This window comes from Mesorhizobium sp. ISC15 (assembly GCF_037162615.1).
In the GTDB taxonomy this organism is placed as follows: domain Bacteria; phylum Pseudomonadota; class Alphaproteobacteria; order Rhizobiales; family Rhizobiaceae; genus Mesorhizobium; species Mesorhizobium mediterraneum.
The window spans coordinates 3,550,209-3,570,630 of record NZ_JAVSPX010000001.1 but is presented as its reverse complement, the minus strand read 5'-3'; the positions used below and the strand labels follow the sequence as shown (position 1 = coordinate 3,570,630).

General features: G+C 61.5%; 23 protein-coding genes and 1 riboswitch. Of the genes, 9 read left to right on the top strand and 14 right to left on the bottom strand.

The genetic code is table 11. The features are described from left to right. Positions 1-440 precede the first annotated feature (440 nt). From RPG13_RS17155 to RPG13_RS17135, 5 genes are all read right to left on the bottom strand, one after another. Positions 441-1,619 (bottom strand): HlyD family secretion protein, encoded by a 1,179-nt coding sequence (locus tag RPG13_RS17155; protein WP_126107046.1) that lies wholly within the window; start codon positions 1,617-1,619, stop codon positions 441-443. Further along, the gene (locus RPG13_RS17150; RefSeq protein ID WP_095485822.1) at positions 1,616-2,095 is read right to left on the bottom strand and encodes a MarR family winged helix-turn-helix transcriptional regulator; all 480 of its coding nucleotides are present in this window, start codon (positions 2,093-2,095) and stop codon (positions 1,616-1,618) included. The genes RPG13_RS17155 and RPG13_RS17150 overlap by 4 nt, the downstream gene beginning before the upstream one ends. A gap of 81 nt (positions 2,096-2,176) precedes the next feature. Next, positions 2,177-3,163 (bottom strand): FecCD family ABC transporter permease, encoded by a 987-nt coding sequence (locus RPG13_RS17145; RefSeq protein ID WP_126107047.1) that lies wholly within the window; start codon positions 3,161-3,163, stop codon positions 2,177-2,179. Positions 3,164-3,192: 29 nt separating this feature from the next. Continuing rightward, positions 3,193-4,161 carry an ABC transporter substrate-binding protein gene (locus tag RPG13_RS17140; RefSeq protein ID WP_441338362.1) on the bottom strand — a complete coding sequence of 323 codons (969 nt, stop codon included), beginning with the start codon at positions 4,159-4,161 and terminating at the stop codon, positions 3,193-3,195. Continuing rightward, positions 4,158-4,976, bottom strand: a complete 819-nt coding sequence (locus RPG13_RS17135) for an ABC transporter ATP-binding protein (RefSeq protein WP_095485606.1) — start codon at positions 4,974-4,976, stop codon at positions 4,158-4,160. Before RPG13_RS17135 ends, RPG13_RS17140 begins: the two co-directional genes overlap by 4 nt. Positions 4,977-5,068: 92 nt before the next feature. Beyond that, positions 5,069-5,272: riboswitch (cobalamin riboswitch) on the bottom strand. A gap of 297 nt (positions 5,273-5,569) precedes the next feature. Here RPG13_RS17135 and RPG13_RS17130 point away from each other — a divergent pair. Further along, complete coding sequence (locus tag RPG13_RS17130) at positions 5,570-6,403, top strand: AraC family transcriptional regulator (protein WP_292224810.1); 834 nt, start codon at positions 5,570-5,572, stop codon at positions 6,401-6,403. A gap of 242 nt (positions 6,404-6,645) precedes the next feature. On the opposite strand, the gene RPG13_RS17125 is transcribed toward RPG13_RS17130, so the two are convergent. Both RPG13_RS17125 and RPG13_RS17120 read right to left on the bottom strand, forming a co-directional pair. After that, positions 6,646-7,581: a bifunctional helix-turn-helix transcriptional regulator/GNAT family N-acetyltransferase gene (locus RPG13_RS17125; RefSeq protein ID WP_292224808.1), complete on the bottom strand. Its 936-nt coding sequence runs from the start codon at positions 7,579-7,581 to the stop codon at positions 6,646-6,648. 59 nt (positions 7,582-7,640) lie between these two features. Beyond that, positions 7,641-8,510 carry a hypothetical protein gene (locus RPG13_RS17120; RefSeq protein WP_292224806.1) on the bottom strand — a complete coding sequence of 290 codons (870 nt, stop codon included), beginning with the start codon at positions 8,508-8,510 and terminating at the stop codon, positions 7,641-7,643. A 63-nt stretch (positions 8,511-8,573) separates the two neighbouring features. Here RPG13_RS17120 and RPG13_RS17115 point away from each other — a divergent pair, with 63 nt between their 5' ends. The 4 genes from RPG13_RS17115 to groL all read left to right on the top strand — a co-directional run bounded on the left by RPG13_RS17115 (position 8,574) and on the right by groL (position 12,825). Beyond that, positions 8,574-9,368, top strand: a complete 795-nt coding sequence (locus tag RPG13_RS17115) for a class I SAM-dependent methyltransferase (protein WP_292224803.1) — start codon at positions 8,574-8,576, stop codon at positions 9,366-9,368. Positions 9,369-9,452: 84 nt separating this feature from the next. Next, positions 9,453-10,574, top strand: a complete 1,122-nt coding sequence (locus RPG13_RS17110) for a hypothetical protein (RefSeq protein ID WP_292224800.1) — start codon at positions 9,453-9,455, stop codon at positions 10,572-10,574. Between the two features lie 236 nt (positions 10,575-10,810). Next, positions 10,811-11,107: a co-chaperone GroES gene (groES, locus tag RPG13_RS17105; RefSeq protein WP_006203049.1), complete on the top strand. Its 297-nt coding sequence runs from the start codon at positions 10,811-10,813 to the stop codon at positions 11,105-11,107. Positions 11,108-11,169: 62 nt separating this feature from the next. Further along, complete coding sequence (gene groL / locus RPG13_RS17100) at positions 11,170-12,825, top strand: chaperonin GroEL (RefSeq protein ID WP_126107051.1); 1,656 nt, start codon at positions 11,170-11,172, stop codon at positions 12,823-12,825. 110 nt (positions 12,826-12,935) lie between these two features. Here groL and RPG13_RS17095 read toward each other — a convergent pair whose 3' ends face one another. Continuing rightward, the gene (locus RPG13_RS17095; RefSeq protein ID WP_127206546.1) at positions 12,936-13,535 is read right to left on the bottom strand and encodes a TetR/AcrR family transcriptional regulator; all 600 of its coding nucleotides are present in this window, start codon (positions 13,533-13,535) and stop codon (positions 12,936-12,938) included. Positions 13,536-13,648: 113 nt separating this feature from the next. Here RPG13_RS17095 and RPG13_RS17090 point away from each other — a divergent pair, with 113 nt between their 5' ends. Both RPG13_RS17090 and RPG13_RS17085 read left to right on the top strand, forming a co-directional pair. Beyond that, positions 13,649-14,098, top strand: coding sequence for an OsmC family protein (locus RPG13_RS17090; protein WP_126107053.1), 450 nt, complete (start codon positions 13,649-13,651; stop codon positions 14,096-14,098). Positions 14,099-14,115: 17 nt separating this feature from the next. Next, positions 14,116-14,502 carry a nuclear transport factor 2 family protein gene (locus tag RPG13_RS17085; RefSeq protein ID WP_292224794.1) on the top strand — a complete coding sequence of 129 codons (387 nt, stop codon included), beginning with the start codon at positions 14,116-14,118 and terminating at the stop codon, positions 14,500-14,502. A 215-nt stretch (positions 14,503-14,717) separates the two neighbouring features. Here RPG13_RS17085 and RPG13_RS17080 read toward each other — a convergent pair whose 3' ends face one another. Then, positions 14,718-15,329, bottom strand: coding sequence for a LysE family translocator (locus tag RPG13_RS17080; protein WP_126107055.1), 612 nt, complete (start codon positions 15,327-15,329; stop codon positions 14,718-14,720). 275 nt (positions 15,330-15,604) lie between these two features. On the opposite strand from RPG13_RS17080, the gene RPG13_RS17075 reads away from it, so the two are divergent. Both RPG13_RS17075 and RPG13_RS17070 read left to right on the top strand, forming a co-directional pair. Next, positions 15,605-16,450 (top strand): class I SAM-dependent methyltransferase, encoded by an 846-nt coding sequence (locus tag RPG13_RS17075; RefSeq protein ID WP_292627438.1) that lies wholly within the window; start codon positions 15,605-15,607, stop codon positions 16,448-16,450. A 472-nt stretch (positions 16,451-16,922) separates the two neighbouring features. Beyond that, positions 16,923-18,221, top strand: coding sequence for a metal-dependent hydrolase family protein (locus RPG13_RS17070; RefSeq protein WP_292224786.1), 1,299 nt, complete (start codon positions 16,923-16,925; stop codon positions 18,219-18,221). 8 nt (positions 18,222-18,229) lie between these two features. On the opposite strand, the gene RPG13_RS17065 is transcribed toward RPG13_RS17070, so the two are convergent. From RPG13_RS17065 to RPG13_RS17045, 5 genes are all read right to left on the bottom strand, one after another. Next, entirely contained in the window at positions 18,230-18,565 is a 336-nt protein-coding gene (locus RPG13_RS17065) for a YkgJ family cysteine cluster protein (RefSeq protein ID WP_292224783.1), read from the bottom strand. Positions 18,566-18,618: 53 nt separating this feature from the next. Then, a complete protein-coding gene (locus tag RPG13_RS17060; protein WP_292224780.1) occupies positions 18,619-18,786 on the bottom strand; it encodes a hypothetical protein in 168 nt (55 codons plus the stop codon). A 1-nt stretch (position 18,787) separates the two neighbouring features. Further along, complete coding sequence (locus RPG13_RS17055) at positions 18,788-19,195, bottom strand: hypothetical protein (RefSeq protein WP_126107057.1); 408 nt, start codon at positions 19,193-19,195, stop codon at positions 18,788-18,790. After that, complete coding sequence (locus RPG13_RS17050; RefSeq protein WP_126107536.1) at positions 19,195-19,422, bottom strand: hypothetical protein; 228 nt, start codon at positions 19,420-19,422, stop codon at positions 19,195-19,197. The genes RPG13_RS17055 and RPG13_RS17050 overlap by 1 nt, the downstream gene beginning before the upstream one ends. A 349-nt stretch (positions 19,423-19,771) precedes the next feature. Next, positions 19,772-19,981, bottom strand: a complete 210-nt coding sequence (locus tag RPG13_RS17045; protein WP_010915421.1) for a cold-shock protein — start codon at positions 19,979-19,981, stop codon at positions 19,772-19,774. Positions 19,982-20,422: the final 441 nt, after the last annotated feature.

The following is a 20,422-nucleotide window of genomic DNA, read 5'->3' as shown; positions in this document are numbered from 1 at the left end:
TCCGGCAGGTAACAAAAAAATGTACACTAGAGCGACGTGCGTCCATTTGGACGCACAAAGTACGCTCTAGTACTTTGAGTCAGCGCATCGTGCTTTGCGAAAATCGATTCCGATTTTCGGGCCGATGCGCGAGGTTTCCGGGCGGCGCGGCCTTCCGTATGGAGAGACCCTCATCGCGGTGGGACGCGACTATCGATGTGGGGGTTACATCGACTGAGCGTCTCGATAAAACGGCGCCTGCCGCCCGGAAACCTGAGGACCGAAACGGGTCTGCGTCGCGTTGTTCAGGCTTCGCTCAGGCCGCAACGCAGCCCGATCCAAACCCTAACCCCTGGTGCATCTCCCGTCGGACCAATCCTGTCAGCTGCGTTCCTCTCCGTGCGCGGCCTGCATTCTACTTGTTGCGTCTCAGACCTCATCGTCCAATGGAACGAGGCGGTCTATTGTGCCTCACTCGCCGTGGCGTGGCCGAAGATGCTGGGAAGCCCGCGGGAAACGCCGGTGTCCACCGTGACGGTCGCGCTCATGCCGGTGCGCAGCGCCATCTTGGCGTCGGCATCGGCCAGTTCCAGGCGCACCGGAATGCGCTGGGTGACTTTGACCCAATTGCCGGTGGCGTTCTGGGCGGGCAACAGCGAGAACTCGGCTCCCGTGCCGGCGCCGATCGCCTTGACGGTGGCCTCGAACGTCTTGCCTGGATAGGTGTCGACCACGATTTCGGCCTTCTGGCCCGGCTTCATGTGGGTGAGCTGCGTTTCCTTGAAATTGGCATCGATCCAGGTGTCGCCGGTCTCGACCAGCGAAAACAGCGGCGTGCCAGAGCCGACATACTGGCCGACCTTGAACGAGGCAGCCTGGCTGACGATGCCGTCAGCCGGCGCCCTGACAGTGGTCTGCGCCAAATCATAGGCAGCCTTGTCGCGCGCGGCGAGCGCCGCCATCACGGTCGGATGCTTATCGGTCTCGATATCGGGATTGCCGCCAAGGCCCGCCTTGGCGCTGAGGATGCCCTGCTCGGCCACGGCCAGTTGCTGCTTGGCTTTGTCGAGATCGTTCCTGGCCTCGTCGAGCGAGGACTTGGCATTGATGCCCTTGCGGGCAAGGTCGGCGGCTCGGTCGTATTGCGACTGCGCGTAGTCGACCTGGCTGGCGTCGGACTTCTCCTGCGCCAGCGCCTGGCTGTAGGCCGCACGCAGCTGCTCGACATTGAGGCGCGCGCCGGCCACCGCCGCGTCGGCCTGGGCCAATGCGATCCGGTAGGGCTCGGGATCGATGGCGAACAGCACGTCGCCCTGCTTGACGGACTGGTTGTCGAAAATATCGACCTGAACGATGCGACCCGCCGTATCGGCGGCTATCGAGACCTTGGCCTGCTGCAGATTGGCGTTTTCGGTTTCCTGGTAGCGGCCGCCGGTCACCCAGACGTAGCTGCCGCCGGCGATCAGTGCCACGGGGAGCGCAAACATCAATAGGAAGCGGCCGACACGGCGCTTCTTCTTCGGCACCACCGGCGCCGGTGCTAGCTGCGGAGCGACCGCCACCGGAGCTGCCGCCGGCTGCGCCGGAGCTTCAACCTCCAGCTTGGTTGCATTCTCATCTACCTTGGCTACCGCGTTCATGCTGCTGCGCCTTCTGCACCTTTGACTTTTTCGCCGGACGCCGTCTCGCCGTCCGCCAGGTTCTTGGCCATTGCCTCCAGACCCTTGATCAGGATGCGGCGATCTTCGAGCGACACGCCGGTAAGCGATTCCTCATAGACTTCGCCAGCAAGGCTCTTGATCTCTGCGTAGGCCTCGCTCGCTTTGGCGGTCGGGAAGATCATGCGGACGCGGCGGTCGGTGGCGTCGGAACGGCGCTCGATCCAGCCGCTCTCCTCCATGCGGTCGACCAGGCGCGACACGCTGATCGGCTCGATCTCGAGAAGCTCGGCGAGCCGCGCTTGCGTGATGCCTTCTTCCTTGGCGACGCGGACCATAAGCCGCCATTGCGCCGAGGAAAGGCCGAGCCCGCTGGCCTTCGCCTCGAAGCGCTTGCGCATCAGGCGCTGCACGTCGTGGATCAAAAAGCCCAATCTATCGATGCCGTCGGAAACCATGAGCGGCATATATTATAAGCGTGCTTACTATTCAAGATGCGGCATTATGCCAGAAGCCGGCAAGTGTGGATGGCAGTCACATCAGGAACGATTGCGAATGAGCATCGTGACCACGAAAAAAGCGCCGACCGAGCTGGTGATGATGCCGATCGGCAGTTCCTGCGGCGGCAGCAGCGTGCGGGCTAGAAGGTCGCTTGCCAGCAACAGCACCGCTCCAAAGAGGGCGCAGCTTGCAATCAGGCGCAGGTGCAACGGGCCGGCCAGGGGCCGGGACAGATGCGGGATCATCAGACCGACGAAACCTATGACGCCTGCCACCGAGACGAGGATCGCCGTCGAGAAAGCAGCGACGAGAAATGTCGTCCTGCGCATCCGCGCAACCGGCACGCCGAGGCTTTCGGCGGCGTTTTCGCCGGCCAGGAAAGCGTCGAGCCGACGGTGGTTCCAAAGTCCGAACACAAGGATGGTGCCTGCGCCCAGAGCAGCCAGTCCGACATTGTCCCACCGCGCCAGCCCGAGCCCGCCCATCGTCCAGAACAGCACCGAGTGGGCGGCGCGCTGGTCACCGGCAAAGACGAGATAGTTGGTCAAGGCGGTGAACATGAACGATACGGCAAGCCCGGCCAATATCAGCCGTTCGGGGCCTTGCCCCCTCACCCGCGAAACCAGCAACAGCACGATGCCGGCGGCCAAAATGCCGCCGGTGAAGGCAGCGACCGGCAACGTCCAGATGCCGAAATGGTCGCCAAAAATGGTGATAACGGAAACCGCGCCGGCCGCGGCACCGGACGACAGGCCGAACAGGAACGGATCGGCGAGGTCGTTGCGCGTTACCGTCTGCAGCAGCGCGCCGATGACGCCCAGCCCGGCGCCGACACAGATGGCCATGATCGTGCGCGGCAGCCTGAGATCGACAACGATTTTGCCGACCGGACCGGGCACGATGTCTCCGTCCAGTCCGGCCGCATGTCCGAGCGCGGCAACCACGTCGCTCAACGCTATGACCGTCGATCCATAGGCGATCGACAGCAGTGCAAGAGTGGCAATCGCCACTGCTCCTGCTATCATTGCCAATTCGAACGCCCTGCGGCGCAAGCTCAGAAAGCTTCCGGGTGCATCGCCCTGGCGATCTTGCCGATCGCCTCGATGTTGGCTGGCCCGGGCGTCAGCTCGGCATAGCGCAGCGCGACGAAGCGCTCATTCCTGACCGCGTCGGTTTCCTTCATCGCCGGATGAACTTTGAGGAAATCGAGCAGTTTCCTGTAGCCGCCACCGTCCTGGTAATCGAGCAGGATCAGGAACTGCGGATTGCGGGAGGCGACCGTTTCCCAATCCGTATTGCCCCAGCTCGTCTGCATGTCGGCCATGATGTTGTCGCCGCCGGCAGCGGCGATCATGGCGCTGGGGATCGCGAACTTGCCTGATGTGAAGGGTTTGTCTTCGCCGGAGTCGTAAAGAAATACGCGCGTTCCCTTGTGGTCGCCAACCTTCGCCGTGATATCGGCGAGTTGCGCTTTCCAGTCCGAAACAAGTTTTTTCGCCTCGGCTTCCTTGTCGAAAATCCTGCCCAGCTTTTCGATGTCGTCGTAGAGCAGGTCCATCGAGGCGGCGGGGCGGTTGTTGTCGAGATGGACGCAGCTTTCCGTCAGCACCAGCGTCTTGATGCCGTGCGGCGCCAGCGTATCGGGCGTCACCTCGCCGCCCGGCTTCATGCCGTAATACCAGCCGGCGAAGAAGAAATCGGGCTCGACCGCGACGAGGTTTTCAAGTGTCGGATATTTCGGCGCGAGTTCCGGGATCGAGCCCTGCTCGGCCTTGAATTCCGGACCGACCTTGTACCATCCGGTGATGCCGGTCAGGCCGAGGATCGACGGTTGCAGCCCCAGCGCGAAGGCCATCTCGGCCATGTTCATATCCTGGATGATGGCGCGCTTCGGCGCGGCGTCGAACGTCAGCGGCGTGCCGCAGCTGTCTACAGTTACCGGGAAAGCAAAGGCGGTCACCGGGAAAGCGAAGGCGGTCTGGGCAAACAGGAGGGAGGCGAAAGACAATGCGAGGCGTTTCACGAATATTGCTCCTTGGTCAAATCGGAATGTGAAGAGGCACGGTTCGGAACGTCGAATACCGTGAGTTCGCGGTCTTCGGTGGGATGGCGCAGCCGAAGCACGTCGACGCCGAAAATCTGGCGGATCAACTGCTTGGTCAGCGCCTCGCGCGGACCGGCAAACGCCTGCAGGCGGGCCTCGTTCATCACCGCGACCCTGGTGGCAAATGGCGTGACCAGCGACAGATCATGAAGCACCGCCACGACGGTCATGCCAAACTGCGACACGAGTTCGAGAAGCTCGCTGCGGGCGCGCGGATCGAGATGATTGGTCGGTTCATCGAGGAACAGGATTTTTGGCTCCTGGGCAACGGCGCGTGCCAGCTGGGCGCGTTGCCGCTCGCCACCCGATAGCGAGCCGATCGTGCGGCCGAGCAGCGGCAGCAGGCCGGTTCTGCGAAGCGCTTCGACGGCGATGTCGCGTTGCTCGCTCCTCCGTCGCAAGCCGGCATGCGGGACGCGGCCAAGCTCGACGTAGTCGATCACGGCAAGCCGCGGATCAGGCTGATCGGTCTGGCCGACGACAGCCATGTGCAGCGCCCGCTCGGCGGCCGAAAACGTCTCCAGCCGGCGTCCGGAAAATCTCACATCTCCCGCGCTTGGCCGCAGGGTGCCACATAGCATGCGCAACAGCGTCGTCTTGCCGGCGCCGTTGGGACCGATGATTGCGAGGCGATCGCCCGCCGCCACCGAAAGGCTGACCGCGCTGACCAGGCATTGGCCATTCGCCGTCGCGCTCAGCTCACGCGCTTCAAGAAGAGGCTGGGAGGCGTCCAACTTACCGTCACTTTCTCAATGGCGACGGAAGGAAGCTGGACGGACCGGCCGACAAGACCGATGTCCACGTCTCCTCCCGGCACACCCCGTCCGGTCAACTCATGCTGATGGCAGGTCTCCTGGCTCGCGGGTCTTTGCGCCATCCTGCCTTCCCAGCCTTGCCGGCCAGTGGCATTTCGGATTTTGCTAACCGCTTACAGTTGCGGGGGCAGCCACGGCCTCGATCCGAAGATCTCACCGTGTTCCCTTTTCACCCCTTGCCTTTCGACTCGGGGACCATCACCCAGGCACCCTAGTTTTCCGCCAATCACAGCGCAATAAATTTCCAGGGTTGAAACAGCCGCTGGAGCGAAGGGTCTTGTCAGAAAGAGCCATACGAATCTCGTTATGTAATAACGTTACCATTTAAAAGACGCCGCTTGCTCCTGTCAAGCTCTTTCGCCCGACGCCTTCGACTTGCCGGCCGCCGTCGCTCGCGATTTGCGCGGTGCGCAATTTCGATCAAACTGCCTCCACCAGGAAGCGGCACCATGACTTTGCCAAATGCGAAGACTGGGCCAAATGCGAAGACTGGGCCAAATGCGAGGAGCCATATGAACCCGACCGAGAAAGCGCTGTGGTTCGTCGAAAGCCATCTGCCGGAATCCGTCTCGCTCGCCGATGTCGCCAAGAGCAGCGGCGTGTCGCGCTTTCACGTGACGCGGGCCTTTGGGGCTGCGACCGGCCGTTCGGTGATGGGCTACATGCGTTCTCGCCGGCTGACCGAAGCGGCGCGCAGGCTCGCCGCCGGCGCACCCGACATCCTCTCGGTCGCGCTCGACGCCGGCTACGCCTCGCATGAGGCCTTCACCCGCGCCTTCCGCGACCAATTCGGCACCACGCCGGAACTGGTGCGCGCGCAAGGCTCGCTCGACAATCTCGCTCTCGTGGAGCCGATCCTGATGGACCAGTCCTTCCTCACCAATCTCGAGCCGCCGCGTTTTGAGACCAGCCGGCCGTTTCTCATCGCCGGTCTCGGCGAACGCTACAGCTGCGAAACCAGCGCCGGCATCCCGATGCAATGGCAGCGGTTCGGCCCGTATATCGGCAATATTCCAGGCGAGATCGGCGACGTCGCCTATGGCGTCTGCGTCAACGGCGACGACACCGGCAATTTCGACTACATCGCCGGCGTCGAGGTGTCCGATTTTTCGGACCTGCCGAGGGAGTTTTCGCGCGTGCGCGTGCCGGCGCAGAAATACGCCGTGTTCGCCCATCGTGACCACATCTCGACCATCCGCCGCACGGTCAACACGATCTGGAACAAATGGCTGCCGGCCTCCGGGCACGAGATCGCCGATGCGCCCGAATTCGAGCGCTACGGCCCCGAATTCGATCCACGCAGCGGCAATGGCGGGCTGGAAATCTGGATACCGGTGAAGGGGTGAAGCGCGGCCAGCCAAGGGCAATTGCTTCAGACAAATGATGCTTCCAGCTTGTGTTGGAGATCATTGTCGAGGCGCGCTCCGCCCGGTTTTTGCCTTCTCCCCTTGTGGGAGAAGGTGTCGCCGAAGGCGACGGATGAGGGGTGCTCCAGCCTGGCGCCGATGGCGTTCCGTCCAGCACCCCTCAACCGTCTCGGCGCTGCGCGCCGATCCACCTTCTCCCACAAGGGGAGAAGGGAAAGACGTTACAGCTCCAGGTTCCAGTTCTGGCCGACCAGATCCTTGCCGAAGGCGTGATGGCGCTCCTCGTCGGCCAGCTTGAATCCTGATGCCTCGTAGATGCGGCGCGCTGAGGTGAGCACGTCGTTGGTCCACAGCGTCAGCGTCTTGTATCCCTTCGCGCGGGCAAAGCCGATGCATTCCTCGACCAGCCGCTTGCCGATGCCGAGACCGCGCGCCGAGGGTTCGACATAGAGCAGGCGCAGCTTCGCCACCGTGTCCGACTGGCGCACGACGAAGACCGAGCCGACGACGTCCCCGTCCCGCTCGGCGATCCAGCTGCGCTCCCATTTCGGATCGAAGGATTTGAGGAAGGCACCGAGGATTTCGGCGACCAGCGCCTCATAGGTTTCGTCCCAGCCATACTCCTGCGCGTAGAGCAGGCCCTGGCGATGGATGATCCAGCCGATGTCGCCGACCTGCAAAGGCCGCAGCATGTAGGGGACCTTGGGCTCCGTACATTCGCCCAGCAGCCGCTGCACCGTCTGCATCGCCTTGACCAGCCTGTCCTGTTCCGGAGCGGAAAGCCGGTCGAGCAAGGCCGCGACCTGATCGTGCGAACCCTGGTTCAGCGGCGCGAAGGCCGTCCTTCCCGCCGGCGTCAGCGCGATCGACGAGCGCCGCGCATCGGCTTCAGTCGCTGCGCGCTCCACCAGGCCGCGCTCCTCGAACTTTTTCAACAACCGGCTGAGATAGCCAGGGTCGAGACCGAGATCGCGCGCAAGATCGGTGGCGGTCAGCCCATCGCGATGCGCCAGTTCGTAGAGCACCCGAGCCTCGGTCAGCGAGAAGGTGCTTTTCAGCCATCCTTCGTCGAGCAAGCCGATCTGACGGGTGTAGAAGCGGTTGAAGCCTCGCACCGCATCGATCCGCTCCTTGCCGGGTTGATGATGAATCGTCATGGCATCCTCCTGCCCGCACACGATCAATCATTTGCTTGACTTAGTCAAGTATCCAGGCATCAGACTCGCCGGATCAACTCCTCGAAGCCATTTGCCAGATGAGAGGCTCCGGCCGAGAACATCTTCACGAGGTTTTTTGGGCGGCCGGGGGTCTTGTTGGCATCCAGCAGCACCGCCCTGCCCTCATGGATGACGAAATCGAACTTGCCGTAGTCAAAACCGAGTTCGCGTCGCAGCTGGCGCATTTCCTGGGGAACAGGCACGGGCTCGCGGCGGATCGTCTCGGACGCCTTGACCAGGGCGTTCGGCGAGACGTAGCGGGTGCAACGTTCGCTCTCTCCGCAAAACACCCAGAACCGCGCCGCGAAACCATCGGGTTCTTTTTCCGGAATGAACTTGTCCACGACCAGATCGTCGCGCCCGAAGACGCCATCCGGAACATCGCCGAGAGATCCGTAGACCTCATAGGGCTGCAGGACTGGCATGTCCGGAAATGGCGGTGGTTTCCTCGCGCGCTGCGCTCGCCGATTGAGGAACCTCTCCGGAATGCCCTGATTGTTGAGATTGCTTTTGACGATGACCGGGCCTGGCCAGGCGTCTCCCTCGTTCACCAACGCTCCGCTGATCCGTCGTTTGGATATGTCGGCCGTCCCGACATTGAGGCAGAATGGGAAACTCCGTGCATAGTCGAGATAGTCTGCGGGCGTTATCGTCGCATCGACATGCAGAACCGCGACGTCGGCGCTGTATGTCTTCGACAGACCTTGCTGAATCCGGACCGAATGGCCGCGCCTTTTCAATTCTCCCAGAACGTCGAAAAGCAAATAGGGACTGCCCCTGCGCAGCAGGATATCGCGCTTGCCAAGGAACTGATCGTGCTCATGCGTTATGACGACGATACGCGCCACAGCTCCCCCCTTGGCTTCCATACCCACTTCCATTATGCGGCTATGGGCAGTTGACGCCAGCCTTTTTAGGTCCGACGGGCACGCATGACCAATCATTGGGACAGTTATCACCGTCACTGGATGCTCCTGGAGGCGCCGCTCCGGCCAACTCCGGAGACAGTTGGCATTGTCGAGCGCGAGCTTGATCTGGACGAAGCCGATGTTCTGCTGCTGGGCGTTACCCCGGAACTGGCCGGCCTCGGCAAGACGATGCTGGCCGTCGACGGATCCGCCGCGATGGTTTCGGGCGTATGGCCGGGCGACAGCGCCTGCCGCAGGGCAACGACCGGGAACTGGCTGGACCTTCCGCTCAGCCGCGCCAGCGTCGGCGCGGTCATAGGCGACGGTTGTCTGACGGTCGTCGATTCCGCACGCGCTCGCCGCGCCCTCCTGGGCGAGGTCGCCAGAGTGCTGAAGCCCGGCAGCCGCGCGGCGATCCGCGTTTTCGCCGGCCCTGAGACGTTCGAGGATTTGCAGGACATCAAGGCCCAAGCCTTGGCCGGCGGAATTGAGAATTTCCATGCGCTCAAATGGCGGATCGCCATGGCGTGTACGACCAGCGATTCCGATCGCGCCATAAATGTGCAGGTGATCCGCGACGCTTTTGACGAGACCTTCCCGGACCGCGCCGTCCTTGCCGCGCGGACAGGATGGAGCATGGCCTCCATCGGCACCATCGACGTCTATGCGGGCTCACAGACGATTTATTGCTTCGCGACGCTGGCCATGCTCATCGATGAGGCGGGCGACTGGTTCGACGAAGTGCGCGTCGTGCCGAGCGGGTCCTATCCGCTGGCGGAACGATGCCCGCTTCTGGTGCTTGGTTCTCCGAGGCACTGAGGAGAAGAGCATAGGCACGTTCCTACGACCCGGACATCTTGAATTTAGTTCATCGGGTGAGCCGATCCAATAGCAAAGATCATCGTGACCGCGCATTTCCGGCTTGTTGGAACTGCGCTGGCCAGTAACACGGGCGGGGAAATGAAGAATTTTTGGGTGACATTACTGTTATTTTTTGCAGTCCAGTCGTGCTTTTTACCTGCCTCAGTCGACGCCGAAGAGCTTCCAACTAAGGTGCCTTTGATAAAATTGGAGTACCCGGGAAAGCCAAAGAACATTCGCATGCTCTATGTGAAAATTCTTTCTTTGGGCAATCGGACAGTCAACCAACCGCTGGTGCTCGATACGGGATCGAGCGGAATGACGATCGATTGCAAATCGGTGCTGCCCGCCGAGACCTGTTCAGACACAGGAATAAAGATTGCGCAGGATCAGCAGATAGACGGGATAATGGTGACCACAGAAGAAGTGGTTATGAACTATGGAACTTACGATGAGTACGGCAACGTTGCCTACGCTCGCGTGAGTTTTGGTTCGCCGGACTCCCCGGTCTCCACCATCACCTCAATCCCATTCCTCATCCGCTACAAAAAAGTCAGGCGGAGTACCGGAGAAATCGTTGGTGGCCCGCTTTGGCCCAAGGGCATTTTCGGTATCTCTCCTGTTGGCGGAAGCGGACCAGACCGGATGATCAAGTCCCCGCTCGCCTATGTGAGCTTTGGGCCCGGCCTGCACAAAGGCTACTACCTCTCTCCGATAGGCACCAAGTGGAAGGCCTGCACGAACGACGACGGCAACTGTCCGCAAGTGGAAGCGCTCCACATCGGCGTGCCGAAAGATGTTAAAAACGACTTCAGGATGCAAAGCTGGAAACAGGCCAATTGGCGATACAATTTTCCCACTCTCGACTCCTGTCTCTCATGGGGATCTGAACCCATTTGCCGGCCAACGCTCTACGACACAGGCAACTCAACGATTATGGTCGTAACCGACGCCTCCAAGCCGCACACGTCATTGAACACCGGCACGAAGGTCTTGGTAAAAACTGACGGCCAGGGGGATTGGAATTTCACGACCACATACAATCGCGAGGTGGAGATCGTTCCTGGGCTCGAGCACAACATTGTCGGCATCCGATATTTCGAGAAGAACAGCCTGCTGCTTGATTTTGAAACTCGGGAGATCGGCTTGCGCCTCGGACACTGACTTCCGAACTGTCCGTAAGATTTCGACCAGATTTCAGGTGGCAACTGAGATTTTCCATAATTGCGTTGCAGGATGGAAAAAATTTCGCGCGGTGGCACCCTCTCTCTCGCCTTGACTCTCGCCGGCCACCGGCTTATCTCACCGCCACGTTAGCACTCGCCATCGGTGAGTGCTAACCAGGTCCGGCGCCGCCGGACGGAGGAACTGTTCTCACCATTCTCATCGAGGAATAAAAAATGGCAAAGTCGAAGTTCCGCCCGCTTCATGACCGCGTGGTCGTACGCCGGGTTGAATCCGAATCCAAGACTGCCGGCGGGATCATCATCCCCGATACGGCGAAGGAAAAGCCGCAGGAAGGCGAGATCATCGCCGTTGGTTCCGGCGCCCGTGACGAAGCCGGCAAGCTCGTCCCGCTGGACGTCAAGGCCGGCGACCGCATCCTGTTCGGCAAGTGGTCGGGCACCGAAGTCAAGCTCAATGGCGAAGACCTTCTGATCATGAAGGAATCCGACATCATGGGCATCATCGGCTGAATATCGGCCTCACCGTCACTTAAATCTTCGGGCTCAATTCAAGCCCCTGCCAGGAGCTAAAAATGGCTGCCAAAGACGTAAAATTTTCCCGTGATGCCCGTGAGCGCATGCTGCGCGGCGTCAACATCCTCGCCGACGCAGTGAAGGTCACGCTCGGCCCCAAGGGCCGCAACGTCGTCATCGACAAGTCGTTCGGCGCACCGCGCATCACCAAGGACGGCGTCACCGTCGCCAAGGAAATCGAGCTTGAAGACAAGTTCGAGAACATGGGCGCGCAGATGGTCCGCGAAGTTGCTTCGAAGACCAACGACATCGCCGGCGACGGCACCACGACCGCGACCGTTCTGGCGCAGTCGATCGTCCAGGAAGGCCACAAGGCGGTTGCCGCCGGCATGAACCCGATGGACCTGAAGCGCGGCATCGACCTCGCCGTTGCCGACGTCGTCGCGACGCTGATCAAGAACGCCAAGAAGATCAAGACCTCGGAAGAAGTTGCTCAGGTCGGCACCATCGCCGGCAATGGCGATGCTTCGGTTGGCTCGATGATCGCCGAAGCGATGCAGAAGGTCGGCAATGAGGGCGTCATCACGGTCGAGGAAGCCAAGACCGCCGAGACCGAACTCGAAGTCGTCGAAGGCATGCAGTTCGACCGCGGCTATCTCTCGCCCTACTTCGTCACCAACGCCGACAAGATGGTCGCGGACCTGGAAGACGCTTACATTCTCCTCCACGAGAAGAAGCTCTCCAACCTGCAGGCCATGCTGCCGATCCTCGAGGCTGTCGTGCAGACCTCGAAGCCGCTGGTCATCATCTCGGAAGACGTCGAAGGCGAGGCTCTGGCCACGCTGGTCGTCAACAAGCTGCGTGGCGGCCTGAAGATCGCCGCCGTCAAGGCGCCGGGCTTCGGTGATCGCCGCAAGGCCATGCTGGAAGACATCGCCATCCTCACCGGTGGCCAGGTCATTTCCGAAGACCTCGGCATCAAGCTCGAGAATGTCGGCCTCAACATGCTCGGCCGCGCCAAGAAGGTGTCGATCTCCAAGGAGAACACCACCATCGTCGACGGCGCCGGCAAGAAGGCCGAGATCCAGGGCCGCGTCGCCCAGATCAAGCAGCAGATCGAGGAGACCACCTCGGATTACGACAAGGAGAAGCTGCAGGAACGTCTCGCCAAGCTGGCGGGCGGCGTTGCCGTCATCCGCGTCGGCGGTGCGACCGAGATCGAAGTCAAGGAAAAGAAGGACCGCGTCGATGACGCCCTCAACGCGACCCGCGCGGCCGTCGAAGAAGGCATCGTTCCCGGCGGTGGCGTCGCACTCCTGCGCGCTTCGCTGAGCATCAAGGCGACCGGCGCCAACTCCGACCAGACCGCGGGCATCGCCATCGTGCGTCGCGCGCTGCAGGCTCCGGCCCGCCAGATCGCGGCCAACGCCGGTGCGGAAGCATCGATCGTTGCCGGCAAGATCCTCGAGAATAAGGGCCCGACGTTCGGCTTCAATGCCCAGACCGGCGAATATGGCGACATGATCGCCATGGGTATCGTCGATCCGGTCAAGGTCGTGCGCACGGCTCTCCAGGATGCGGCCTCGGTCGCCGGCCTGCTGGTCACCACCGAAGCCATGATCGCGGAGGCTCCGAAGAAGGAGTCGGCTGGCGGCGGCATGCCAGGCGGCATGGGCGGCGGCGGCATGGGCGGCATGGGCGGCATGGATTTCTAATCCACGTATCCATCAGCCTTCAGATACGGAAAGGGCGGCCGAGAGGTCGCCCTTTTTGTTGCCATCGGCCGATTATTTCGCCGGAGCGCCCCCCGGCTCAGATGCTACCGTCAATGCGCTGCGACAGCGACCTTCTTGGCCGGCAACGCACTTTCCACCAGCGCGGCGACCTCATCGGCCACCGCCAGCACCGGGGCACGGTCGCGGGTGGCACGCGCGATCACCATCAGCCCTTCCAGCGATGATTCGACAAGCAGCGCCAGAGCGTGGGCGCGGCGCTCGGGCACCCCTGCCCTGACGAAGGCCGCCTGCAGCAAGCCTATCCATTGCTCGAAGGCCGACCGGCATAGTTCGGCCAGCTCCGGCACGTCGGTCGGAGAGTCCAGCACCACAGGCGCGATCGGACAGCCAAGCGTGAACTGGTTGTCCTCCAGCATCCGCGCGACGGACTGATAGATATGGTGGACGGCCACCGCCGGGTCTTTTTCGGCGGCCAGCTCTTCGCCAAGCTTTTGCGTGACCTTTTCGACGCTGTCGCGCGTCACCTCGATGACCAGTTGGTCCTTGCCGCCCGGAAAATGAAAATAGAGCGATCCTCTTGGCGCAGCGGAGGCGCTCAAAATGTCGTTGAGCGAGGTGCCGTGATAGCCGCGCTGCCTCAGCAGCAGCGCCGTCGCCTCGATCATGCGTGTGCGGGTATCGTTCGCCATGTCAACCTCTGTCAGGAGTGAGCATTATAGGCCTTGCGCCGAGTATGACAATCGGTCTATATATTATGTAGATCGGTCTATATACAAAATGAAATATTCAGAGGAGAAAAAGAATGACCATCCGTGAGGCAGAAGCCCAATGGCACGGGTCGTTGAAAGAAGGTTCGGGCCGGCTTCGGCTCGGCAGCGGCGTCTTCGAAGGTGCCTATTCCTTCCCGTCGCGCTTCGAGAACGGTCCCGGCACGAACCCCGAGGAACTGATCGCGGCGGCGCATGCCGGCTGCTTTTCGATGGCGCTGAGCGCCATAGCCGGCAGCGGCGGCCATGTCCCCGCACGGATCCACACCGTCGCCAAGGTGCACCTCGGCATGAGCAAGGCGGGACCGACGATCATCCGCATCGATCTTGAAACGGAAGCCGAAATCCCGGGCCTGGCGCCCGAGGAATTCCAGCGCCTTGCCCAGTCTGCGAAAGCGACATGCCTGGTCTCACGCGCCCTGGCTGGTGTGGCTGACATCAGGCTCAAAGCCGACCTCGTCACGGCCGCCGCTGTGAAAAAATGAAATCAGGAGATACCGAGATGAAACAGGACAGCATCATGGTCATCCATCCAGACGACCAATCCAGACAGACGGCCGAGATCATGCGGCGCTACAACGACGTTTTCCAGCTTCATGATCCATCGACACTCCCGGGCCTGGTGGCAGAGGACTGCGTCATCGAAAATACCGTGCCGGCGCCGGACGGCGCCCGCCATGCCGGCCGGGAGGCGTGCGTGCGCCTGTGGTCGGCGATAGCCAGCGAACCCGGCACCCGCTTCGACATCGAGGAGACCTTCGTCGCCGGTGAACGGGCGACAATCCGCTGGCGTTACTGGCGTGCCGACGGCAACTCCATCCGTGGCATCAATCTGATGCGCGTAGCGGACGGGCTGATCGTCGAGGCGATGGGTTATGTGAAGGGATAGGTTTGGCGCGGCCCCTCATTGCCCTGCCGGGCATTTCTCCCCGTATAGTGACGGGGAGAAAGCTGCCTTCGCGAAAGATTTCGCCAATCTCAAGCGTTAAAGGAAGGATGCCAGGTTGCGGCCAGCCCCTTCTCCCCGTCCTAGACGGGGAGAAGATGCCGGCAGGCAGATGAGGGGCGGCGCCAGCTTCGACGACTGCCCGCGATCCTTACTGTCTACCGGTCCGTCAGTGCCAGTTTTGCGCCGAGCGCGACGAAGGCGCCGGCGAAGGTGCGGCGCAGCCAGGTCAGCACCATCGGCCGCGACACGACATGACTGCGGATCGAGGCGGCGAAGATGCCGTAGCCGACGAAGACGACGAAGGTCAAAAGCATGAAGACGGTGCTGAGCTCCAGCATCCTCGACAGCGCATGCGGTTCGGTGGTGCTGACGAACTGCGGCAGAAAGGCGAAGAAGAAGATCGACAGTTTCGGGTTGAGGATGTTGATGAGGATGCCTGAGGTGATCACCTTGCCGACCGAGCGCGGCGCGACATCCTGCCCGACGTTCAAGCCGCCGCTCTCCTTCAACGTGTTCCACGCCATGTACAGCAGGTAGGCGACGCCCAGATATTTGATCGTCTCAAAGGCGAGTGCGCTGGTGTGCAGCAGCGCCGCCAGCCCGGTGATGGCGGCCGCCATATGCGGAATGATGCCGAGCGTGCAACCGAAAGCAGCGATGATGCTGGCGCGCGCGCCACGCGAAAGCCCGGCGCTCAGCGTATAGAGAACGCCGGTGCCGGGCGAAGCCACGACAATCAGCGACGTCAACAAGAATTCGATGGTCACGGATGGTCTCCCGGCGTTGTCCCTGCCGCCAGCAACGTAGCCAGCGAAACGCGCGGGCACAAGCCAGCCCAGGGTCGGTAGTGTCTCATTTCGAATTTCGGCTCACGACCGTTTTTTGCACTTTGTTCGGAGGACTTCTAAGGCAAGCATTGACCCTGAAGCGACATCGCATTGCGGTCTACAGCGAGTCTGGTTGACTGGCTGCCGCATCGGCGCATAGTCGTCGACTTACGCGATGTCCCCTTTGGGAACAGTCGTATGAGGGGAGGCAAGCCATGGAAGTCGCTGGTGGCGCTCGTGCCGACGTTCACGTCCCGTATATTCTCGTCCATTCCGATCGCGAGATCAGGCGTCTCAGCCATCAGGCGGGCATCATTAACCCGATCACGCGAAGGATCTTGCTGTCTGCGGGCATAAGTGCCGGGATGCGCGTGCTCGACGTCGGCTGTGGCGCGGGCGACGTTACATTCCTGGTTTCCGAGATGGTTGGCAGCGAAGGTCAGGTCATCGGCGCAGATCGGGCTCCAGCGGCTCTTGCGGCGGCGGAGGGGCGCGCGGCGGCGAATCCGATCCAGAATGTCAGCTTCCGTGAAGGCGATCCCGCGGCACTCTCGTTCGACCGACCGTTCGACGCCGTGATCGGCCGCTATGTTCTGATGTTTCAAGCCGATGCGGTGGCCATGCTGCGTGGCGTCGCTCGTCACCTCCGGCCTGGAGGGACAATCGTCTTCCATGAGCCGGATTGGGACGGCTGTCGATCTAGCCCGCCAGCGCCGACCTACGACGACTGCTGTCGATGGATCGTCGAGACGTTCCGGCGCAGCGGTATCGAGACCAATATGGGTATCAAGCTCGATGCGGCTTTCCGCGCAGCTGGATTGACCGCCCCCTCAATGCACTTGGAGGCGGTTGTTGGGGGAACCAAGGGCGGTTTCGACTGGTCACACCAGACCGCTGAACTCATTGTCACAATGCTGCCGGAAATACAGAGCCGGGGAGTTGCGACGGCCGCTGAGGTCGATATCGAAACTTTGGGACAGCGCATGCAGCTCGAAATCGAGGCGGGTAGCGTGATCGTGAGCCGCTCGGAAGTGGGCGCCTGGTCGCGTGCCCCGAACTAGTGACAAGACCTGGAGCAACAGGGTAGCCCGTACCAATCCTTCTCCTGGGTTCTGGGCGGCTGCCTCGCAGGAAAGACCAAGGCGAATGTCCCGCTCCTGGCAACGTGCTTGTTCTCGCAGATGAACCGAACAGCGACTTCCCACCCATCCCGGGCGCTCCCTCGTCTGATCGCTTCCTCAGGCGAACCATGCACTGCTTGCCCGGTATCACCATGATCGGCCTGACCTTCGAACGACCCCTCGCTGCGAAAGAAACCAGTCTGGAACGCTTCTTGACGACGATGCCGTATAAGCTAGAACTTGTCCTTGCGCCGTGACCACCTCCTCCTGAAGCAGGATAACCGTCATGTGTCACAAATCCTTTGGATCGCAGGAGCTGACAAAAGGCGAGGTCGTGGCGCATGCTGTGTCCTTCGCCGCAGCCGTTTTCTCTGCCCGCACGGCTTTCATGATCCTTCGCTCAGGCAGAGAAATGCTTGCGGCAGCCCTCGTGCTCGGACTTTGCGCAACTGCGGCCGCTGACGACGTGCTTTTCGAAAACGTCCGCATCTTCGACGGAAAAGGCGCTGCACTTTCGGCCCCATCCAATGTGCTGGTCGAGGGCAATGTGATCGCGCGGATCTCGACAAGTCCCATCGCGGCCGAAGACGCGCGGCGCATTGCCGGCAACGGGCGAACGCTAATGCCGGGGCTGATCGATGCGCATTGGCACGCAATGCTGATTGCGTCCACGCCGGCAGAGGCGATGGGCGACGTCGGCTTCGCCAATCTTGCGGCCGGCGACGAGGCGACGGATACGCTGATGCGCGGCTTCACCACCGTTCGCGACGTGGGCGGGCCGGCGTTCGGCCTCAAGCGCGCGATAGATCAAGGCATCATAGCGGGACCACGCATCTATCCGTCCGGAGCCATGATCACCGTGACCAGCGGGCATGGGGATTTCCGCCAGCTCAGCGATTTGCCTCGGACGATCGGCGGCTTGTTCACTCCCATGGAGAGGAACGGCGGCAGCATAGTTGTGGACAGCCCCGACGAGGTGCGTTTGCGTGCCCGCGAGCAGTTCATGCAGGGGGCCGCGCTGCTGAAGTTGACAGCGGGCGGCGGAGTGTCGTCGCCCCACAGCCCGCTCGACGTCACCACCTTCACCGAGCCCGAACTGCGGGCCGCCGTTGAAATTGCCGAAAATTGGGGCACCTACGTCGCCGCGCACGCCTTCACCTCGGATGCGATCCGGAAGGCTATCGCGGCTGGCGTTAAGTGCATCGAACACGGCTTCCTCATGGACGAGGCAACCGCCAAGCTGATCGCCGAAAAGGACATTTGGCTGAGCTTGCAGCCGCTTCCCGAATTGATGAGGACAGGCCTCCGGGAGGGTTCGGTCGAGCGAGCCAAGGCCGATGAAGTGTGGCCGGGCATTGGCAGGACCTACGAACTCGCCAAGAAATACAAGATCAAGACGGCATGGGGCACCGATGTCCTGTTCTCCCGCGCGTTGGCGAAGCAGCAGGGGGCAATCCTGGCGTCGCTCGTCCGTTGGTACACGCCTGCCGAAGCGCTCGTCATGGCGACCGGGACAAATGCCGAGCTGCTCGCGCTGTCGGGCCGTCGCAACCCCTATCCGGGGAAACTCGGCGTGATCGAAGAAGGCGCGCTCGCGGACCTCCTGCTCGTCGAAGGCAATCCGCTGGAGAACCTCGACGTGGTGGCCGATCCAGCCAACAACTTCAAAATCATCATGAAAGATGGCCTGATCTACAAAAACGCTACCTAGGCCCGTTACTACAGCGTCGACAGCCCATGCGCCCTGCGCGCCATCAGGCAATCGTCGCCACCGGGCATGCAGGCGCGGCAGACGTCCGGTCGGACCTCGTAGATGCCACAGGCGGTCGACTTCCCGACCTCGCCGGAAAGTGCCGAACAGCGCACGCCGTCGCAGCGCATGCCTGCCTCGTCGGCAGCCACATATTTCTGCGGGATCCGGTCGAGCTGCTCGTCATCCTCGGTCGAAAAGCGCGGCCATTCGGCCGCATAGGAACAGCAGGCGCCGCAGCTCTGGCAATCGAAGAGAGAGGCGGCGCCCTCCTCAAGAGACGAAAAGTCTCCGGTGCTCGCCAAGGCAAGCAGCCCTGACGCAACAGGATTCAGGTCGGCCTTTCGCGGCAAGGGCGCTATTTCTTCTTCCTGGTCTTGCGCGACGCCACGTCCGCCGGCGACTTGAACAGATCGGTCGCGGCCTCGGCGGTAATGTCGGCTTTCGGCGCGGCAGCCGGCTTGGCCAGCTTTGCGGTGGCAGCGGATGCCGCCGGCTGATCCTTGGCGGAGAATTTTATGGCCATATCAATCCTCGTCGGAGAAACGCGATGATGGCGCATTCGGGTTGCGAAGGCGGCCGATCAGCGCCGAGACGGCCGTGATGTTCATTTCCTCGGGCGACCAGTTCCTGGCCTCCTCGATGTGTCGGGGCGCCAGCTCGCGATGCGTGCTGCCGCTATAGGCGGCATCCTGATGGGTGACCCTCTCATGGGTCTTGGCATTTTCGCGGACATACTCGATCAGATAGTTCGGGCATTCGGAGCGGCCACGCACGCCGAGCCTGACCTGGGCATCGCCATGGGCACGCCTGCAGCGCTCGAGCTTTTCGAGCACGCGGCGGACATATTCGACCGGCTTGTCGAGATCTGCCACGACATCGGCGATGGTCGAATCGGCGGCGATCGCCTTTTGCGGGACGCGCTTGGTAGCCATCAGCGTTTGCCCACGCGCTTCGGCGAGGCGGCGAGCGCGGCGGCGGCAGCCATATCGTCGGCTTCCTTTTCCAGGCGCAGTTCGCGCAGCCGCGCGGTCTTGGCTTCCCGGGCCTGGCTGACAGCATCCTGTTCGGAAATGATGCGGTTGAGCGACATGGACTGGGTCTGGGTCTTGCTGAAGATGGATTCGGCCTGGTCGCGGGATTTCTTTGAAGTGGGGGTCAAGGTCTTTCTCCCGGTTCGGAGCGTAATGCCGAAAAATGGCGAGACCGGTGTTTCGACCAGGACCACGCACAAAGCAATACGGCAGTCGGATTCAAATTGCTGGAGCACCCTTAACACGTTCAAGCGAACGCGCAGTGCTCTTTTCGAACTTTTGAAGCGCCCCAAATGCAAAAGGCCAGGCATTGCCTGACCTTCCGCTAGAGCACCGCGCATCCACATGAACGCGCTGGCACTTTCTCATTCTGCGCATGATCCTTTCCGGAAACTGATGTTTCCGGGGTCATGCGTTGAAATTCGCCATTCACCAGTGCCAGTACATCCGTGGTCACCAGCGAGGCTGAATTCCGTTTTAGGCCGCCTTCAACTGATCGGCGGACATCTTGCCCGACTTGTTGTCGCGGACCATCTCGTAGCCGAGCTTCTGGCCCTCAACGATGTCGCGCATTCCGGCGCGCTCTACGGCCGAGATGTGGACAAAAACGTCGGCCGAGCCGTCGTCAGGCTGAATAAAACCAAAACCCTTGGTGGCGTTGAACCATTTAACTGTGCCTGTGCTCATAACGAACCCTTTCCGTGGCAAATATTCGTTCGCCGTCATGCGAATGCACAACAACGTTTGTCTCGATTTTGATGGGGGAAGTTCGTCAAAGGCGCGCCTGAGCACGCGGATAACAAAAGTCAGTCAAACAAATATCGACGAATTTCTTATAGACTTCTTTTGACGCCGTGTCAATTTTTGCTTTCGCCGCCCGGCGGACCGATCGCCGCCAGGTTGGATTAAGCAGGGATTCGATGGCGGATTTGGCGCCGAAACCGGTCGAGCGTCAGCTGTCGAAAAAAATCGCACCATGCCGGGAACCATTTTGGCATCCATGCATTTTGGGTATCGTCAGCAGTTCACGAGAGCAATCTCAGGAAAGGCTGACACAAAGGACGCCTCCCGTGCAATAAAACGCGCGAGGGGCGTTCTTTTATGGCGAGCGGCAATCGCCGCTTAGCG

What these genes read in the sequence shown, in the direction of transcription:
- groL (WP_126107051.1), top strand. Translation starts at nt 11,170, where the DNA reads ATGGCTGCCAAAGACGTAAAATTTTCCCGTGATGCCCGTGAGCGCATG.
- RPG13_RS17130 (WP_292224810.1), top strand. Translation starts at nt 5,570, where the DNA reads ATGAACCCGACCGAGAAAGCGCTGTGGTTCGTCGAAAGCCATCTGCCG.
- RPG13_RS17090 (WP_126107053.1), top strand. Translation starts at nt 13,649, where the DNA reads ATGACCATCCGTGAGGCAGAAGCCCAATGGCACGGGTCGTTGAAAGAA.
- RPG13_RS17085 (WP_292224794.1), top strand. Translation starts at nt 14,116, where the DNA reads ATGAAACAGGACAGCATCATGGTCATCCATCCAGACGACCAATCCAGA.
- RPG13_RS17060 (WP_292224780.1), bottom strand. Translation starts at nt 18,786, where the DNA reads ATGGCCATAAAATTCTCCGCCAAGGATCAGCCGGCGGCATCCGCTGCC.
- RPG13_RS17075 (WP_292627438.1), top strand. Translation starts at nt 15,605, where the DNA reads ATGGAAGTCGCTGGTGGCGCTCGTGCCGACGTTCACGTCCCGTATATT.
- RPG13_RS17125 (WP_292224808.1), bottom strand. Translation starts at nt 7,581, where the DNA reads ATGACGATTCATCATCAACCCGGCAAGGAGCGGATCGATGCGGTGCGA.
- groES (WP_006203049.1), top strand. Translation starts at nt 10,811, where the DNA reads ATGGCAAAGTCGAAGTTCCGCCCGCTTCATGACCGCGTGGTCGTACGC.
- RPG13_RS17150 (WP_095485822.1), bottom strand. Translation starts at nt 2,095, where the DNA reads ATGGTTTCCGACGGCATCGATAGATTGGGCTTTTTGATCCACGACGTG.
- RPG13_RS17055 (WP_126107057.1), bottom strand. Translation starts at nt 19,195, where the DNA reads ATGGCTACCAAGCGCGTCCCGCAAAAGGCGATCGCCGCCGATTCGACC.
- RPG13_RS17045 (WP_010915421.1), bottom strand. Translation starts at nt 19,981, where the DNA reads ATGAGCACAGGCACAGTTAAATGGTTCAACGCCACCAAGGGTTTTGGT.
- RPG13_RS17145 (WP_126107047.1), bottom strand. Translation starts at nt 3,163, where the DNA reads ATGATAGCAGGAGCAGTGGCGATTGCCACTCTTGCACTGCTGTCGATC.
- RPG13_RS17115 (WP_292224803.1), top strand. Translation starts at nt 8,574, where the DNA reads ATGACCAATCATTGGGACAGTTATCACCGTCACTGGATGCTCCTGGAG.
- RPG13_RS17095 (WP_127206546.1), bottom strand. Translation starts at nt 13,535, where the DNA reads ATGGCGAACGATACCCGCACACGCATGATCGAGGCGACGGCGCTGCTG.
- RPG13_RS17120 (WP_292224806.1), bottom strand. Translation starts at nt 8,510, where the DNA reads ATGGAAGCCAAGGGGGGAGCTGTGGCGCGTATCGTCGTCATAACGCAT.
- RPG13_RS17155 (WP_126107046.1), bottom strand. Translation starts at nt 1,619, where the DNA reads ATGAACGCGGTAGCCAAGGTAGATGAGAATGCAACCAAGCTGGAGGTT.
- RPG13_RS17070 (WP_292224786.1), top strand. Translation starts at nt 16,923, where the DNA reads ATGCTTGCGGCAGCCCTCGTGCTCGGACTTTGCGCAACTGCGGCCGCT.